The organism is Aurantimonas sp. 22II-16-19i, assembly GCF_002088275.1.
Classification (GTDB): Bacteria; Pseudomonadota; Alphaproteobacteria; order Rhizobiales; family Rhizobiaceae; genus Jiella.
The window spans coordinates 1-14605 of the sequence record NZ_AQQS01000051.1; the positions used below are offsets into that span (position 1 = coordinate 1).

The 14605-nt window shown below is 67.9% G+C and carries 15 protein-coding genes; 14 read left to right on the forward strand and 1 reads right to left on the reverse strand.

The window, feature by feature from the left end:
• On the forward strand, positions 1–409 hold a 409-nt coding region (locus tag ATO4_RS24975; RefSeq protein WP_280940524.1), incomplete at its 5' end, for a flagellin.
• A 126-nt stretch (positions 410–535) separates the two neighbouring features.
• Here ATO4_RS24975 and ATO4_RS24980 read toward each other — a convergent pair.
• Positions 536–919, reverse strand: coding sequence for a DUF427 domain-containing protein (locus ATO4_RS24980; RefSeq protein WP_083594565.1), 384 nt, complete (start codon positions 917–919; stop codon positions 536–538).
• 342 nt (positions 920–1261) lie between these two features.
• Here ATO4_RS24980 and betB point away from each other — a divergent pair, with 342 nt between their 5' ends.
• From betB to ATO4_RS25040, 13 genes are all read left to right on the forward strand, one after another.
• Positions 1262–2725, forward strand: coding sequence for a betaine-aldehyde dehydrogenase (betB, locus tag ATO4_RS24985; RefSeq protein WP_083594567.1), 1464 nt, complete (start codon positions 1262–1264; stop codon positions 2723–2725).
• 106 nt (positions 2726–2831) lie between these two features.
• Positions 2832–3389, forward strand: coding sequence for a sigma-70 family RNA polymerase sigma factor (locus ATO4_RS24990; RefSeq protein WP_245308922.1), 558 nt, complete (start codon positions 2832–2834; stop codon positions 3387–3389).
• Positions 3386–4132 carry an anti-sigma factor gene (locus tag ATO4_RS24995; RefSeq protein ID WP_083594569.1) on the forward strand — a complete coding sequence of 249 codons (747 nt, stop codon included), beginning with the start codon at positions 3386–3388 and terminating at the stop codon, positions 4130–4132. Before ATO4_RS24990 ends, ATO4_RS24995 begins: the two co-directional genes overlap by 4 nt.
• 272 nt (positions 4133–4404) lie before the next feature.
• On the forward strand, positions 4405–4563 hold the full coding sequence (locus tag ATO4_RS27950) for a hypothetical protein (protein WP_176223162.1): 159 nt from the start codon (positions 4405–4407) through the stop codon (positions 4561–4563).
• 279 nt (positions 4564–4842) lie between these two features.
• Positions 4843–5907: a sn-glycerol-3-phosphate ABC transporter ATP-binding protein UgpC gene (gene ugpC, locus ATO4_RS25000; protein WP_083594571.1), complete on the forward strand. Its 1065-nt coding sequence runs from the start codon at positions 4843–4845 to the stop codon at positions 5905–5907.
• Between the two features lie 145 nt (positions 5908–6052).
• Positions 6053–7372: an ABC transporter substrate-binding protein gene (locus ATO4_RS25005; RefSeq protein ID WP_083594573.1), complete on the forward strand. Its 1320-nt coding sequence runs from the start codon at positions 6053–6055 to the stop codon at positions 7370–7372.
• A gap of 360 nt (positions 7373–7732) precedes the next feature.
• Positions 7733–8692: a sugar ABC transporter permease gene (locus ATO4_RS25010; protein ID WP_083594575.1), complete on the forward strand. Its 960-nt coding sequence runs from the start codon at positions 7733–7735 to the stop codon at positions 8690–8692.
• An 11-nt stretch (positions 8693–8703) separates the two neighbouring features.
• Entirely contained in the window at positions 8704–9606 is a 903-nt protein-coding gene (locus ATO4_RS25015) for a carbohydrate ABC transporter permease (protein ID WP_083594577.1), read from the forward strand.
• A 306-nt stretch (positions 9607–9912) separates the two neighbouring features.
• A complete protein-coding gene (fabD, locus tag ATO4_RS25020) occupies positions 9913–10857 on the forward strand; it encodes an ACP S-malonyltransferase (RefSeq protein ID WP_083594612.1) in 945 nt (314 codons plus the stop codon).
• Positions 10858–10931: 74 nt separating this feature from the next.
• Positions 10932–11669: a 3-oxoacyl-[acyl-carrier-protein] reductase gene (fabG, locus tag ATO4_RS25025; RefSeq protein WP_083594579.1), complete on the forward strand. Its 738-nt coding sequence runs from the start codon at positions 10932–10934 to the stop codon at positions 11667–11669.
• A gap of 190 nt (positions 11670–11859) precedes the next feature.
• The gene (locus ATO4_RS25030; RefSeq protein WP_026358398.1) at positions 11860–12096 is read left to right on the forward strand and encodes an acyl carrier protein; all 237 of its coding nucleotides are present in this window, start codon (positions 11860–11862) and stop codon (positions 12094–12096) included.
• 387 nt (positions 12097–12483) lie between these two features.
• Entirely contained in the window at positions 12484–13749 is a 1266-nt protein-coding gene (gene fabF / locus ATO4_RS25035) for a beta-ketoacyl-ACP synthase II (RefSeq protein WP_083594581.1), read from the forward strand.
• 113 nt (positions 13750–13862) lie between these two features.
• Positions 13863–14522, forward strand: coding sequence for a glutathione binding-like protein (locus ATO4_RS25040; RefSeq protein WP_083594583.1), 660 nt, complete (start codon positions 13863–13865; stop codon positions 14520–14522).
• Positions 14523–14605 lie beyond the last annotated feature (83 nt).

A 14605-nucleotide genomic window follows, 5' to 3' on the forward strand; every position in this document is an offset into this window, starting at 1 on the left:
GGCGGCTTCCGGCACCACCGGCATCACCGCGGCCAGCCTCGGCCTCGCCGCCACGGCGACGGCCACCAGCTCGGCTTCCGCCGGTGCTGCGGCCGTCGACACGATCGACATCACCTCGGCGTCGGTCACCGACATCAAGAACTACATCAAGGTGGTCGACGAGGCGCTGTCGCAGGTCACCAGCGCCGCCTCCAGCCTGGGTGCGGTCCAGAACCGCATCGACATGCAGAGCGACTTCGTCTCCAAGCTCATGGACACGGTGTCCGAGGGCGTCGGCTCGCTGGTCGATGCCGACATGACGGAAGAGTCCACCCGCCTCAAGGCTCTGCAGACCCAGCAGCAGCTCGGCGTCCAGGCGCTCTCGATCGCCAACTCCTCCTCGCAGTCGCTGCTGTCGCTCTTCCGCTAAGGATCGCGTCGGCCGCATCATGCGGGACAAACTGGAAGGGCCGCCCGCAAGGGCGGCCCTTTTTATGTTCGAAGGGCGAAGGGCCGGGCTGGCCGTCCGGCGCGACCGCTCGAGAGCGTCCCGCCCCTACCAGCTCTGCTCGGTCGGCGGGGCGTCGACCTCGATCCGCACGGCATTGCGGTCGAAGGCCAGATAGCCCGCGATCTGCGTCACGCCCGCGTGGGGCGTCTCGTAGGACCAGGCGCCGTTCTCGCCGGCGCGGCCCATGGCGGAGATCGTCCAGTACCGCGCCTCCCCCTTGTGGGGGCAGGTGGTCCGCTTCTCCGTCTCGACCAGATAGGCCATCTCCACCCGGTCGCGCGGGATGTAATGGACCGGCTCGTGGCCCGTCTCGTCGAGCCGCAGCGCTTCGTTGGTCGACGCGACGACCACGTCGTTGAAATAGACTGTCACCGGGTTCGGTTCGGGGCTGATGCTGATCCGCGTGCCGGTTTCTTCGTGATGTGCCATGACATCTCCCATCGACGGCGTTGTTCGCAAAACAACTGTCGAGGCGCGGTTTCGATCCGGACGCGCTTCGCGCGATTTGATTCGCCGGGGAAGCGTCCTGGCCCGAAGCGTCTTGGCCTTCCGGCGCGCAACCGCTATGGCCATGACGACTGCCGAAGCCGTCCGCGGGGAGCAGGGCGACCTTCGGCCCGCGTCGGCGTGATCACCCGGATCCGGCTGCCGAGCCGGCGGGCTTCGCGCCGTCCGCAACGCACCGCGCCGGGGCGCCGATGTTCGGCGACCGAAGGCCGATCTGGAACTCGCGGGCCATGACCGCCGCCCAGCCACCCAGGAGACCCTGATATGCGAGCCCAACCCGAAGCGTCCCACTTTGTCGATGGCGCCTATGTCGAGGACGCCGCCGGCGAGGCGTTCGAGAGCCTCTATCCGGCGACCGGCGAGACGATCGCCACCCTTCATGCCGCGACGCCCGCGGTCATCGAGCGTGCCGTCGAGGCGGCGCGCCGGGGCCAGGCGACATGGGCGGCGATGACCGGCGCCGAGCGCTCCCGCGTCCTGCGCCGGGCGGCGGAGCTGATGCGCCAGCGCAACGAGGAGCTCAGCCAGCTCGAGACCCTCGACACCGGCAAGGCGATCCAGGAGACCCGCGTCGCCGACGCCGCGTCTGGCGCCGACTGCATCGAGTATTTCGCCGCGCTCGCCGCCGACATGCGCGGCGCCCACATCCCGCTGGCCAACGGCTTCGCCTATACGCGGCAGGAGCCGCTGGGGATCTGCGCCGGCATCGGCGCCTGGAACTATCCGATCCAGATCGCCTCATGGAAGAGCGCGCCGGCGCTCGCCTGCGGCAATGCGATGATCTTCAAGCCCTCCGAGGTGACGCCGCTCTCGGCGCTGAAGCTCGCGGAGATCTACAGCGAAGCCGGGCTGCCGGCCGGCGTCTTCAACGTCCTCCAGGGCAAGGGCGAACTCGGCGCGGCGCTGTGCACCCATCCCGCCATCGCCAAGGTCTCGGTCACCGGCTCGGTCGGAACCGGCGCCAAGGTCATGGGCGCCGCCGCCGGCACCACCAAGCACGTGACGCTCGAACTCGGCGGCAAGTCGCCGATCCTGGTCTTTGCCGACGCCGATCTCGACGCCGCCGTCTCCGGCGCGATCCTCGGCAATTTCTATTCGACCGGCCAGATCTGCTCGAACGGCACCCGGGTCTTCGTCGAACGCAGCGTCCGCGACGCCTTCGTCGAGAAGCTCTGCGAGCGGGCGAAGGCGATCCGCCTCGGCAATCCCATGGATCCCGAGACCCATCTCGGGCCGCTGGTCTCGCGGGCGCAGTACGACAAGGTGCTGGCCTACATGCAGGCGGGGCGCGAAGAAGGGGCGCGGCTCGCCTGCGGCGGCGGCGCGGCGACGGTCGCCGGGTTCGAAGATGGCTGGTTCGTCGAGCCGACCGTGTTCACCGACGTCGCCGATGGCATGCGAATCGCCAGCGAGGAGATCTTCGGCCCGGTGATGTGCGTGATGGATTTCGACGGCGAGGAAGAAGCGATCGCCCGCGCCAACGCCACCGAATTCGGCCTCGCCGCCGGCATCTACACCCGCGACCTGTCGCGCGGCCACCGCATGGCGGCCCGCGTCCAGGCCGGCACCGTCTGGATCAATGCCTACAATCTGACGCCGGTCGAAATGCCCTTCGGCGGCGTCAAGCGCTCGGGCATCGGCCGGGAGAACGGCCGCGAGGCGATGGCCCACTACAGCCAGGTGAAGTCGGTCTATGTGGCGACCGGACCGGAGGAGGCGCCCTACTGAGGCGCCCCGGAAAGACCGGAGAAACCGCCACAGGCGTTGACAACCGACGCGCGACCTTGTTCGCCTCGAACAATGAAACATTTGCCGATCCACGGGAGGAGAGGCCTTGAAGGCAGATCAGGGGCGTGTGGCGCTCGTCGCAATCATGGATCGTCTCGCCACGGGCGACGAGGCCGCGCTCGGTGATCTCTATGAGCGCACCTCCGCGAAGCTATTCGGCGTCTGCCTGCGTATATTGAACGACCGCGAAGAGGCCGAGGACGTTCTCCAGGACGTCTATCTGACCATCTGGCGGCGGGCCGACCGGTTCGATGCCGGCCGTGCCAGTCCGATCACCTGGCTTGCCACGATCGCCCGCAACCGCTCGATCGACCGTCTCCGGCAGATCGGCCGGCGCGGCGGCGAAAGGCCGGTGGAAGAAGCCGAGGCCGTCGCCGACGCCGGGCCGGATGCGTTCGAGATCCTGGCCGGCAGCGAGGACGGCGTGCGGCTCGCGGAATGCCTGCGCACGCTCGACGAGCGGACGCACAGGTCGATCGTCGCCGCGTTCTATGGTGGCATCACCTATGAAACGCTGGCGGAGCGGTTGAGCGTTCCGCTTGGGACGATCAAGAGCCGGATCAGACGGGGCCTGATCAAACTGAAGGGGTGTCTGTCGCAATGAGCGATCTGCGCAGCGAGGAAGGGGACGAGGCCGATCTGGCTGCCGAACACGCGATCGGCCTGCTGGATGGTGCCGGACGCCGGGCCGCGGAGCGACGGATCGATCGGGATGCGGGCTTTGCCGCCGACGTCGACGCCTGGAACCAGCGGTTCGCGCCGCTTTACGACACGATCGATCCCGTGGAGCCGCCGTCGGGCATCTGGCCGCGGATCGCCGAGGAGATCGTCCGGATGCGGCGCCTCGGACGCGCCGACGCGCCGGCGGCAGGGCCGACAGGCCGCCGCGTTTCCGGCATCTGGCAATGGATCGGTCTGTCCGGGATGGGGCTTGCCGCAGCCAGCCTCGCCGCGCTGATCCTCGTCACCGCCAATCTCGGCCCGGTCGTCGAGGCCGAGAGGCAGGAGACCATCCTCGCCGGGACCCTCGCCAACGACCAGGGCGAGCCCCTCTTCACCGTCGTCTTCTACCATGAGGAAGGGCACGACGTCGCCACGCTGATCCCCGTCGCCCGCCAGGACGATGGCGGCCGGGTGCCGGAGCTCTGGCTGGTGCCGCCGGGCGGCGCGGCGCCGCGTTCGCTGGGCGTGCTGCATGCGTCCCAGCCCATCCTCCTCGACATCGCCGACCGGGCGGTCGCAACGCCCGACACGGCTCTCGCGATTTCGCTGGAGCCGCCCGGCGGCTCGCCGACCGGGCTGCCGACCGGGCCGGTCGTCGCCCATGGCGCCCTGGAGATGCTCTGAGGGCTGCGGGCGCCCTCGCGTGAGTGATTCCGGCCGTGGGCCGGCAACGATCCAGCCGCGAGCCGCCGCGATCCGGCGAGCACGGCCCGAGACCTCCGGCTCGAGACCGTCGCAGGTCTCGCCCTCGCGTCGATCGTCGCGGCGGGCTCGCGCGAGCCGGTGCATCGGCGCCCCTGCGCGACCGTGTCATCGCGCGTTTCGCCTCGGCTCGCGATCCCTGGATCGCAGAAACCGATATCGCTTGCGCCGGCCATGCGTTACGGCTGCCGGCCATGAGCAAGCTTTTCTCGATCCTGTTCATTCTCCTGATGGGAGCGCATCTGGTGCGGCCGCTGGGCCTGCCGGGCCTGCGGCGGCGTGGCGACTTCTGGAAGATCGCCGCCGTCGGCTTCGTGATGTTCGGCCTCATCATCCTGCTTCGCCCGGAGTGAACCCGGCGTCGCCCGGACCCGCGCCCTCGGACGGACGCGGGGGACGGCACCGGCCTGCGGCCGCGCGCCGCGCCGATCCCGAAATTCCCATACGTATACGTTGGCCCCGCTCTTGCCGCGGCGGCGGAACCCGTGGCGATTCGGGGCGGGCATCCCCCGAACGTGCCGCTGTCGAACGGTTTCGCCGTCGTCGCGGCATCGCCTGTTGCGCTCGGCGAACGAAGCGGCCACTATGCGCTCAAAGAATACGTTGGGGAGGAATACGTTGGGGGGAAGCGTATGGCATCGGTAACGTTCAAGGATGTCCGCAAGGCATTCGGGACGGTGGAGGTATTGCACGGCGTTTCGATCGACATCGATGAGGGGGAGTTCGTCGTGCTGGTCGGTCCGTCCGGCTGTGGCAAGTCGACGCTCCTTCGCATGCTGGCGGGGCTCGAACACGTTTCCGCAGGCGAGATCTGGATCGGCGACCGGGTGGTCAACCAGCTGCCGCCCAAGGACCGGGACATCGCCATGGTGTTCCAGAACTACGCGCTCTATCCCCACATCACGGTCGCCGAGAACATGGGGTTCTCGCTCAAGCTGAAGGGCGTGAAGACCGCGGAGATCGCCGAGCGGGTTCGTCCGGCAGCCGAGATCCTCGGGCTCTCCCATCTCCTCGACCGCTATCCGCGGCAGCTGTCGGGCGGCCAGCGCCAGCGCGTCGCCATGGGCCGGGCGATCGTGCGCGAGCCGCAGGTGTTCCTGTTCGACGAGCCCCTGTCCAATCTCGACGCCAAGCTGCGCGTCTCGATGCGTACCGAGATGAAGAACCTCCATCAGCGTCTCAAGACGACGACGGTCTACGTCACCCACGACCAGATCGAGGCGATGACCATGGCCGACAAGATCGTCGTCATGCATGACGGCAAGGTCGCGCAGGTCGGCGCGCCGCTGGAGCTCTACGACAGGCCGGACAACCTCTTCGTCGCCGGCTTCATCGGATCGCCGGCGATGAACTTTCTGACCGGCAGCGTCGAGGCGGGCGACCGCCAGCGCTTTGCGACCGGCGACGGGATCGTGCTCCCGGTCGCCAATCCCGGCGCGGCCGAGGCCGGGCGGGAACTGATCTACGGCGTCAGGCCCGAGAGCTTCCATCTCGGCGGCGAGGTTCCGCTGACGGTCGACGTCGTCGAGCCGACGGGCTCGGAGACCCACGTCCTCGCCCGGCTCGGCGCGACGCCGGTCACCTGTGTCTTCCGGGAGCGGATTTCGGCCCGGCCCGGGGAGGAGATCCGGGTCGGCGTCGACAGGGACAGCGTCCACATCTTCGATGCGAAGTCCGGGGAGCGGGTCTCCGCATAAAGGGTTTGCGGCGACCTCCGGCGCGTCTGCGCCAGGCCGCAGCGCTTCGGCGACATGCCGGAGGGGAGGAGAGGTCGAAAGCGGCCGGGCCGTCTGGCCTGGCCGTTCGAAGAGATCGAATTCGTTGTGACAGGGAGGAAACGTCATGACCATCAATCGCAGAACCATACTCCAGGGTGCCGCCGGCCTTGCCGCCGGCGTGGCGCTCGGCAGCCCCTTCGGCGCGGGCAGGGCCTTCGCGCAGGGCACGATGCCGCAGTTCACGCCGGAGGAGGGGGCATCGCTGCGCCTGCTCCGCTGGGTGCCCTTCGTCAGCGGCGAGGAAGCGGCCTTCAACGCCAACACCAAGGCCTTCACCGAGGCGACCGGCGTCGAGGTGCGGATCGACCAGGAAAGCTGGGAGGACGTGCGTCCGAAGGCGGCCGTCGCCGCCAATGTCGGCTCCGGGCCGGACATGGTGATGAGCTGGTTCGACGATCCGTTCCAGTATCCCGACAAGCTCGTCGACGTCACCGATCTCGGCACCGCCCTCGGCGAGGCCTATGGCGGCTGGTATGACGGCCTCAAGGGCTACGCCACGACCTCGGAAGGCAAGTTCATCGCCATTCCGCTCTGCGCCATCAGCAACGCCATCTGCTACCGCGACAGCCACATGAAGGCGGCGGGCTTCGAGGAGTTCCCGAAGGACACCGAGGGGTTCCTGAAGCTCTGCCAGGCGATGAAGGACAAGGGCACGCCCGCCGGCTTCCCGCACGGCAAGGCCGTCGGCGACGGCAACAACTACGCCCACTGGCTGCTCTGGAGCCATGGCGGCAAGACCGTCGACGAGAACGGCGAGGTGGCGATCAACAGCCCCGAGACCAAGGCGGCGATCGAATATGCCAAGGCGCTCTACGCGACCTTCATTCCCGGCACCGAGAGCTGGCTCGACATCAACAACAACCGCGCCTTCCTGGCCGGCCAGGTGTCGCTGACGGCGAACGGCGTGTCGCTCTACTACGCCGCCACGAAGGATCCGGCGATGGCCGAGATCGCCGCGGACATCCGCACCACCAACATGCCGATCGGCCCGGTCGGCCAGTCGGTGGAACTGCACCAGACCTCGACGATCAACGTCTTCCAGCACACGAAGTACCCGGAAGCCGCCAAGGCCTACATCGCCTTCATGTTCCAGCCGGAGCGGTTCAACGCCTGGCTCGAAGGCGCCAGCGCCTATTGCTGCCAGCCGCTGAAGGCTTTCGCCGACAATCCGGTCTGGACGTCGAACCCGGTGCACGCGGCCTATGCCAACGCCTCGGCGAGCCTTCGCCCGAACGGCTTTGCCGGGCCGCTCGGACCGTCGTCGGCCGGCGTCATGGCCGACTACGTCCTCGTCGACATGTTCGCCGAAGCGGTCACCGGCCAGCGCTCCACCGAGGACGCCATCGCCAACGCCGAGCGCCGCATCGCTCGCTACTATCGCTGAGGAGCGGGCGCCGCGCCGGTCAGGCGCGGCGCCCCAGTAGTGCCCTCATCCTGAGGTGCTCGCCCGCTCGTTCGAGCGGGTGAGCCTCGAAGGGCGAGGGGACGCCTGGCACGGCATCTCCGCATCGTCCCGGACTCCGGCCCCACGAGATTGCGAAATCTCGCGGGGGGCTTCATCGGCAAACCGGTATCGAGGGGCATGTGCGGGGAAGGGTGGTGGCGAAACTCGAAGCTGCGTCGTTCTCGGGCCCCGTCCCGAGAACGACGAAGCGTCGACGGTATCGCGCCGGCGCTCGTCGAAGTGAATTGCGTGTCCCGTCGGTCGGACGGGCTGAGAGAGCATTTTAGGGAGCGGTCGCAGATGGCCACCATCGACACCCCAGGGCAGGGACGGAGCAAGTCCACCTATGTCCGCCCCAATCCGTTCCGCCGCTTCGTCGAGAGCCGCAACGGCCTCGGCTTCCTGTTCATGCTGCCGGCGGCGGTGTTCCTCCTGTGCTTCCTGACCTATCCGCTGGGTCTCGGCGTCTGGCTCGGCTTCACCGACACGACGATCGGCCGCTCGGGCGTGTGGATCGGCTTCGAGAACTACGCCTGGCTGTTCGACGATCCGGTGTTCTGGCTGTCGGTCTACAACACCATCCTCTACACCTTCGTCGCCTCGGTCGCGAAGTTCGCCCTCGGCCTGTGGCTGGCGCTGATCCTCAACGAGCATCTGCCGTTCAAGACCTTCTTCCGCGCGGTGATCCTGCTCCCCTGGGTGGTGCCGACGGTGCTGTCGGCGCTGGCCTTCTGGTGGATCTACGATTCGCAGTTCTCGATCATCTCCTTCGTGCTGATGGAGTGGGGCTGGATCGACGCGCCGATCAACTTCCTCGGCGATCCGAACAATGCCCGGGCCGCGGTCATCGCCGCCAATGTCTGGCGCGGCATTCCCTTCGTCGCCATCTCGCTGCTCGCCGGCCTGCAGACCATCCCGCAGTCGCTCAACGAGGCGGCGGCGCTGGACGGCGCGACCTCCTGGCAGCGCTTCACCAAGATCACCCTGCCGCTGCTCACGCCGATCATCGCCGTGGTGATGACCTTCTCGGTGCTGTTCACCTTCACCGACTTCCAGCTGATCTACGTCCTCACCCGCGGCGGCCCGGTCAACGCGACGCATCTGATGGCGACGCTCTCCTTCCAGCGGGCGATCCCCGGCGGCCAGCTCGGCGAGGGCGCGGCCATCGCCGTGGCGATGATCCCGTTCCTGCTCGCCGCGATCCTGTTCTCCTTCTTCGGGCTGCAGCGCCGCAAATGGCAGCAGGGCGGAAACGACTGAGGTACGACATCATGAGCCAACACACGCCTCCCCCCAGCCGCGCCGCGATCGAGGACGATTCGGAGGGCATGCAGCAGTTCAATACGCTGCCGCGACGGATCTTCGTCGTCTACCTGCCGCTCGCCTGCTTCATCTTCGTCTTGCTGTTCCCGTTCTACTGGATGGCGATCACGGCGGTGAAGCCGGACAACCAGCTGACCAACTACGCCGAATATTCGCCCTTCTGGGTGGTCGAGCCGACGCTGGAGCACATCAAGTATCTGCTGTTCGAGACGTCCTATCCGGGCTGGCTGTGGAACACGATGCTGGTCGCGCTCGCCTCGACGGTGATCTCGCTGTTCGCTTCGGTGTTTGCCGCCTATGCGATCGAGCGCATCCGCTTCAAGGGCGCGCGGACGACCGGTCTGATGATCTTCCTCGCCTATCTGGTGCCGCCGTCGATCCTGTTCATTCCGCTCGCCTTCATCGTCTTCCAGGTCGGCATCTTCGATTCCCGTCTGGCGCTGATCCTCACCTACCCGACCTTCCTCATTCCCTTCTGCACCTGGCTCTTGATGGGCTACTTCCGCACGATCCCCTTCGAGCTCGAGGAGTCTGCCCTGGTCGACGGCGCGTCGCGCTGGCAGATCCTCACCAAGGTCGTGCTGCCGCTGGCGGTGCCGGGGCTGATCTCCGCCGGGATCTTCGCCTTCACCCTGTCCTGGAACGAGTTCATCTATGCGCTCACCTTCATCTCGTCTTCGGAGAACAAGACCGTTCCTGTCGGCGTTCTGACCGAGCTGGTGCGCGGCGACATCTACGAATGGGGGGCGCTGATGTCGGGAGCCCTGCTCGGCTCCCTGCCGGTGGTGATCCTCTACTCGTTCTTCGTCGACTACTACGTCTCCTCGATGACCGGTGCGGTGAAGGAATAGCGGCCGGCGGCGCGGGCCGGGCCCGCCCGGCCCGCCGTCCTTCCGGGCTTGGAGCGACGAGGCTCGCTCGCTCGTCGCCTGGCGTCGGGGACGTGCCGAGAGGCGGACATGACGCCGCCGCCGGGCGCGTCGAGGCCGGTCCGGGCCCGGCTGCCGTACGGAACCGGCAGGGATTCTGCGAGGTTTCTCGCATTGCAAATGCAGTATTTGCCGATGGATTGATGCTTGACAGCTTTGGCGCCAGCCCTCATTTCCCCCGCCACCCGAAGAATGCGGACGAGACGTGGAGATGACGGAGTGACGACGATGACGATGGCGCTGGTCTTTCCGGGTCAAGGCAGCCAGGCCGTCGGCATGGGTCGGTCCCTGTTCGATGCCTATGCCGAGAGCCGGGCGGTCTTCGAGGAAGTCGACGAGGCTCTCGGCGAAAAGCTCTCGACCCTGATCTTCGAGGGGCCGGAAGACCGGCTGACCCTCACCCACAACGCCCAGCCGGCGCTGATGGCGGTGTCGATCGCCGCGATGCGGGCGCTGGAGGCCGAAGGCTTCTCCGTCGGCGAGGCGCGCTACGTCGCCGGCCATTCGCTGGGCGAATATTCGGCGCTCGCCGCCGCCGGCGCGCTCGGCATCGCCGAGACCGCGCGGCTGCTGCGCCTGCGCGGCGAGGCGATGCAGGCGGCGGTGCCGGCGGGCGAGGGCGGCATGGCCGCGATCCTCGGCCTCGACGCGGCAGCCGTCGCCGAGCTCTGCGTGCGGGCCGCCGAAGGCGAAGTCCTTTCGCCGGCCAACGACAATGGTGGCGGCCAGATCGTCATTTCCGGCAGCGCGGCGGCCGTGGCGCGCGCGGTGGCGCTGGCGCCGGAGGCGGGCGCCAAGCGGGCGATTCCGCTCGCCGTCTCGGCGCCCTTCCACTGCAGCCTGATGGCCCCCGCGGCCGCGGCGATGGCCGAGGCGCTGAAGGACACCCAGGTGAATGCGCCGCGGGTTCCCGTCCTCTCCAACGTCACGGCCAGCCCGACGAGCGATCCGGACGAGATCCGCGACCGCCTGGTCCGCCAGGTCACCGGCGAGGTGCGCTGGCGCGAGAGCATGGAGTATCTGGCCGGGGCGGGTGTCGTCGACATCGTCGAGATCGGCAGCGGCAAGGTGCTGGGCGGCCTTGCCAAGCGCATCGACAAGCGCCTGTCGGCGCAGGCGATCGGCACCGCGGAGGCGGTCAAGGCCTTTGCCGCAAGCCGACGACCGGCGTGAGCCCACGAGACTGTCGGTCAGCCCGGCCCTGAGGTGGCCGGGACCGATCCAAGAAAAGCCGAGGAAACGCGAACATGTTCGACCTGACCGGGCGCAAGGCCCTCATCACCGGGGCCACTGGCGGAATTGGCGAAGCGATCGCGCGCGCGCTCCACGCGCAGGGCGCGACCGTCGGCCTGCACGGCACGCGCCAGGAAAAGCTCGAGGAACTGGCCGCCTCGCTCGGCGATCGCTGCGTCGTCCTGCCGGCGAACCTTGCCGACCGCGCCGGCCAGACCGGGCTCGCCGAAAAGGCCATCGAGGCGCTGGGCGAGGTCGACACCCTCGTCAACAATGCCGGCATCACCAAGGACGGCCTGATGGTGCGCATGTCGGATGCCGACTGGGACAGCGTTCTCGAAGTCGACCTGACCGCCGCCTTCCGCCTGACCCGCGAACTCACCCACCCGATGATGCGCCGGCGATTCGGCCGCATCGTCAACATCACCTCGGTGGTCGGCGTCATCGGCAATCCCGGCCAGGCGAACTACTGCGCCGCCAAGGCGGGCATGGTCGGATTCTCCAAGTCGCTGGCCCAGGAGATCGCCACAAGGGGCGTGACGGTGAACTGCATCGCCCCCGGCTTCATTTCCAGCGCCATGACGGATAAGCTCAACGAAAAGCAGCGGGACACCATCCTCGCAATGATTCCCATGAAGCGCATGGGGGAGGTCGCGGACATCGCCACCGCGGCAGTCTTCCTTGCGTCACGAGAGGCAGGTTACGTCACCGGCCAGACCATTCACGTCAATGGCGGCATGGCGATGATCTGACCGTTCGGCCGATGACCAGGCCCCACCGCGCCGCTATTGGCGGGGCTGGGGCGAAGATTATAACCACCCGCCCCGCCGCAAAACTTGGGGTGCAGTCGATGGCGCCGCCGGCAAATCGGTTGGAGCCGCTTGATAAACGGCCGTCTCACGTCTAACGAACGGCAAACGTCATCACAGCAGAGGAATGACAATGAGCGATACCGCCGAGCGAGTGAAGAAGATCGTCGTCGAGCATCTGGGCGTCGAGCAGGAAAAAGTCACCGAGAACGCCAGCTTCATCGACGATCTGGGCGCCGACAGCCTCGACACCGTCGAGCTCGTGATGGCCTTCGAGGAGGAGTTCGGCGTCGAGATCCCCGACGATGCGGCCGAAACCATCCTGACCGTCGGCGACGCCGTCAAGTTCATCGAGAAGAACCAGGCCTGATTTGCGCTTGCATGATCCGGAAGGCCGCCGAGGCCTTTCTGCAGCGATCATGCGCAGGGCAGGGCGATCGGGCGGGATGAGAGGCAGACATGCGTTCATCCCGCTCCCATGTGGTGGGGGTTCGGGCGCGTTGTCCTCCCGGCATGATGGGCCGGGCGCGATCCCGCCACCGCGCTCGAGCAGAGCCGCAACGCGCGTCTTTGCGATGCGAAGTCCGCTGATCGGCGATTCGAGGCCGTGGCGAACTTCTGAACAGGGGCACGGAGGACGATCCCGAATCTTGTGGAGGCTCGATCACGACGCGCGGCCGGCGATCTTGCGATCGACGCCGGTGTCGGTTTCGCTCCATCCGGGACCGCCTCCTTCAGTCTGGCATAAAGAGCTGACATGAGACGAGTAGTCATCACCGGCGTCGGGATGGTCACCCCGCTTGGCGCCGGCGCATCGGTCACCTGGAAGCGGCTTCTGGCCGGCGAGAGCGGCGCGGCTAAGGTCGAGAACTTCGAAGTTTCCGATCTCCCCTGCCAGATCGCCTGCCAGATTCCGCGCGGCGACGGCCATGACGGCACCTTCAATCCGGACCAGTGGATGGAGCCGAAGGAGCAGCGCAAGGTCGACGATTTCATCGTCTACGCCGTTGCCGCGGCTGCCGAGGCGCTGGACGATGCCGACTGGCATCCCGAATCCTACGAGGACCAGATCGCCTCCGGCGTCCTGATCGGCTCCGGCATCGGCGGCCTGCAGGGCATCGAGAAGACCGCGCTGATCCTCGCCGAGAAGGGGCCCCGCCGGGTCTCGCCCTTCTTCATCCCGGGCAGCCTGATCAACCTCGCTTCCGGGCACGTGTCGATCCGCAACGGGCTGAAGGGACCGAACCATTCGGTCGTCACCGCCTGTTCGACCGGCGCCCACGCCATCGGCGACGCCAGCCGGCTGATCGCCCTGGGTGATGCCGACGTCATGGTGGCGGGCGGTGCCGAATCGCCGGTCTGCCGGCTTTCGATGGCGGGCTTTGCCGCCTGCAAGGCGCTGTCGACCCACTTCAACGACGATCCCCTGCGCGGCTCGCGGCCCTATGACCGGGACCGCGACGGCTTCGTCATGGGCGAGGGGGCCGGCGTCGTCGTGCTCGAGGAGCTCGAACACGCCAAGGCGCGCGGCGCCCGCATCTATGCCGAGGTGATCGGCTACGGCCTGTCCGGCGACGCCTATCACATCACCGCTCCGGCGTCCGATGGCGACGGCGCCTTCCGCTGCATGTCGGCCGCCCTGAAGCGGGCCGGCATCACGGCGGGCGATCTCGACTACGTCAACGCCCATGGCACCTCGACGCCGATGGGCGACGAGATCGAGCTGCGGGCCTTCGAGCGGCTGGCCGGCGAGGACGCCGCGAAGATCACCATGTCATCGACCAAGTCGGCGATCGGTCATCTGCTCGGCGCCGCCGGCTCCGTCGAGGCGATCTTCTCGGTGCTGGCGATCCGCGACAATGTCGCGCCGCCGACGCTCAATCTCGACAATCCGTCGGTCGAGACGCCGATCGACCTCGTGCCGCACCGGAAGAAGGAGAAGCAGATCGACACCGTCCTGTCGAACTCCTTCGGCTTCGGCGGCACCAATGCCTCGCTGGTCCTGCGGCGCTTCGCGGAGTAGGCCGGCGGCGACGGCAGATTTGCATCGGGGCGGATGGTCATGCCGATCATCCGCCCTTTTTCGTGTCCGGAGCCCCGCAGCGGGTCGCCCGGCATTCTGGAGGAGGTCTATCGATGGCACGCATGAAGCTGTTCTACGCGCCGGGCGCCTGTTCGCTCGCGTCCCACATCGCGATGGAGGAGGCCGGCGCCGACTTCGAGGCGGTGCGGATCGACACGGCCGGCGGCCAGCAGCGCACCCCGGACTATCTGGCGATCAACCCGAAGGGCCGCGTGCCGGCGCTCGCCGACGGCGACTTCATCGTGACCGAGAACCCGGCGATCCTGCGCTACATCGCCGTGACCCATCCGGACAAGGCGCTGTGGCCAAGCGACCCGCGCGGCGAGGCCCGCTGCGCCGAGTGGCTCGCCTTCCTCGCCTCGGGCGTTCATCCGACCTATGCCCATATCCGCCGCGCCGAGCGCTATGCGAGCACCCAGGCGGGCCGGACCGACGTGGTCGAGACCGGCACGCGGGCGACGCGCGAGATCTACCAGATGGTCGAGAACAAGCTGGCGGCCGCGAGCGAGGGCTGGGCTGCCGGCGACGGCTACACGGTGGCCGATCCCTATCTCCTGGTGTTCTGGACCTGGGGCAACGGCCCCGTCCTCGGCTACGACATGGCCGCCGACTATCCGCACTGGACGGCGCATGCCCGAAGGGTCCTCGCCCGCCCCGCGACGGTGGCGGCCTTCGAGCGCGAAGGCCTGGCGCTGCCGCAGCCTCGGGCCTGATCTCGCCGGCTGGAGCGTCGGCGCATCCCGTCGCGGGCGCGGTGACGGGCCTTGCGGGATCGGCTTCGGGCGCTCACCCGCCG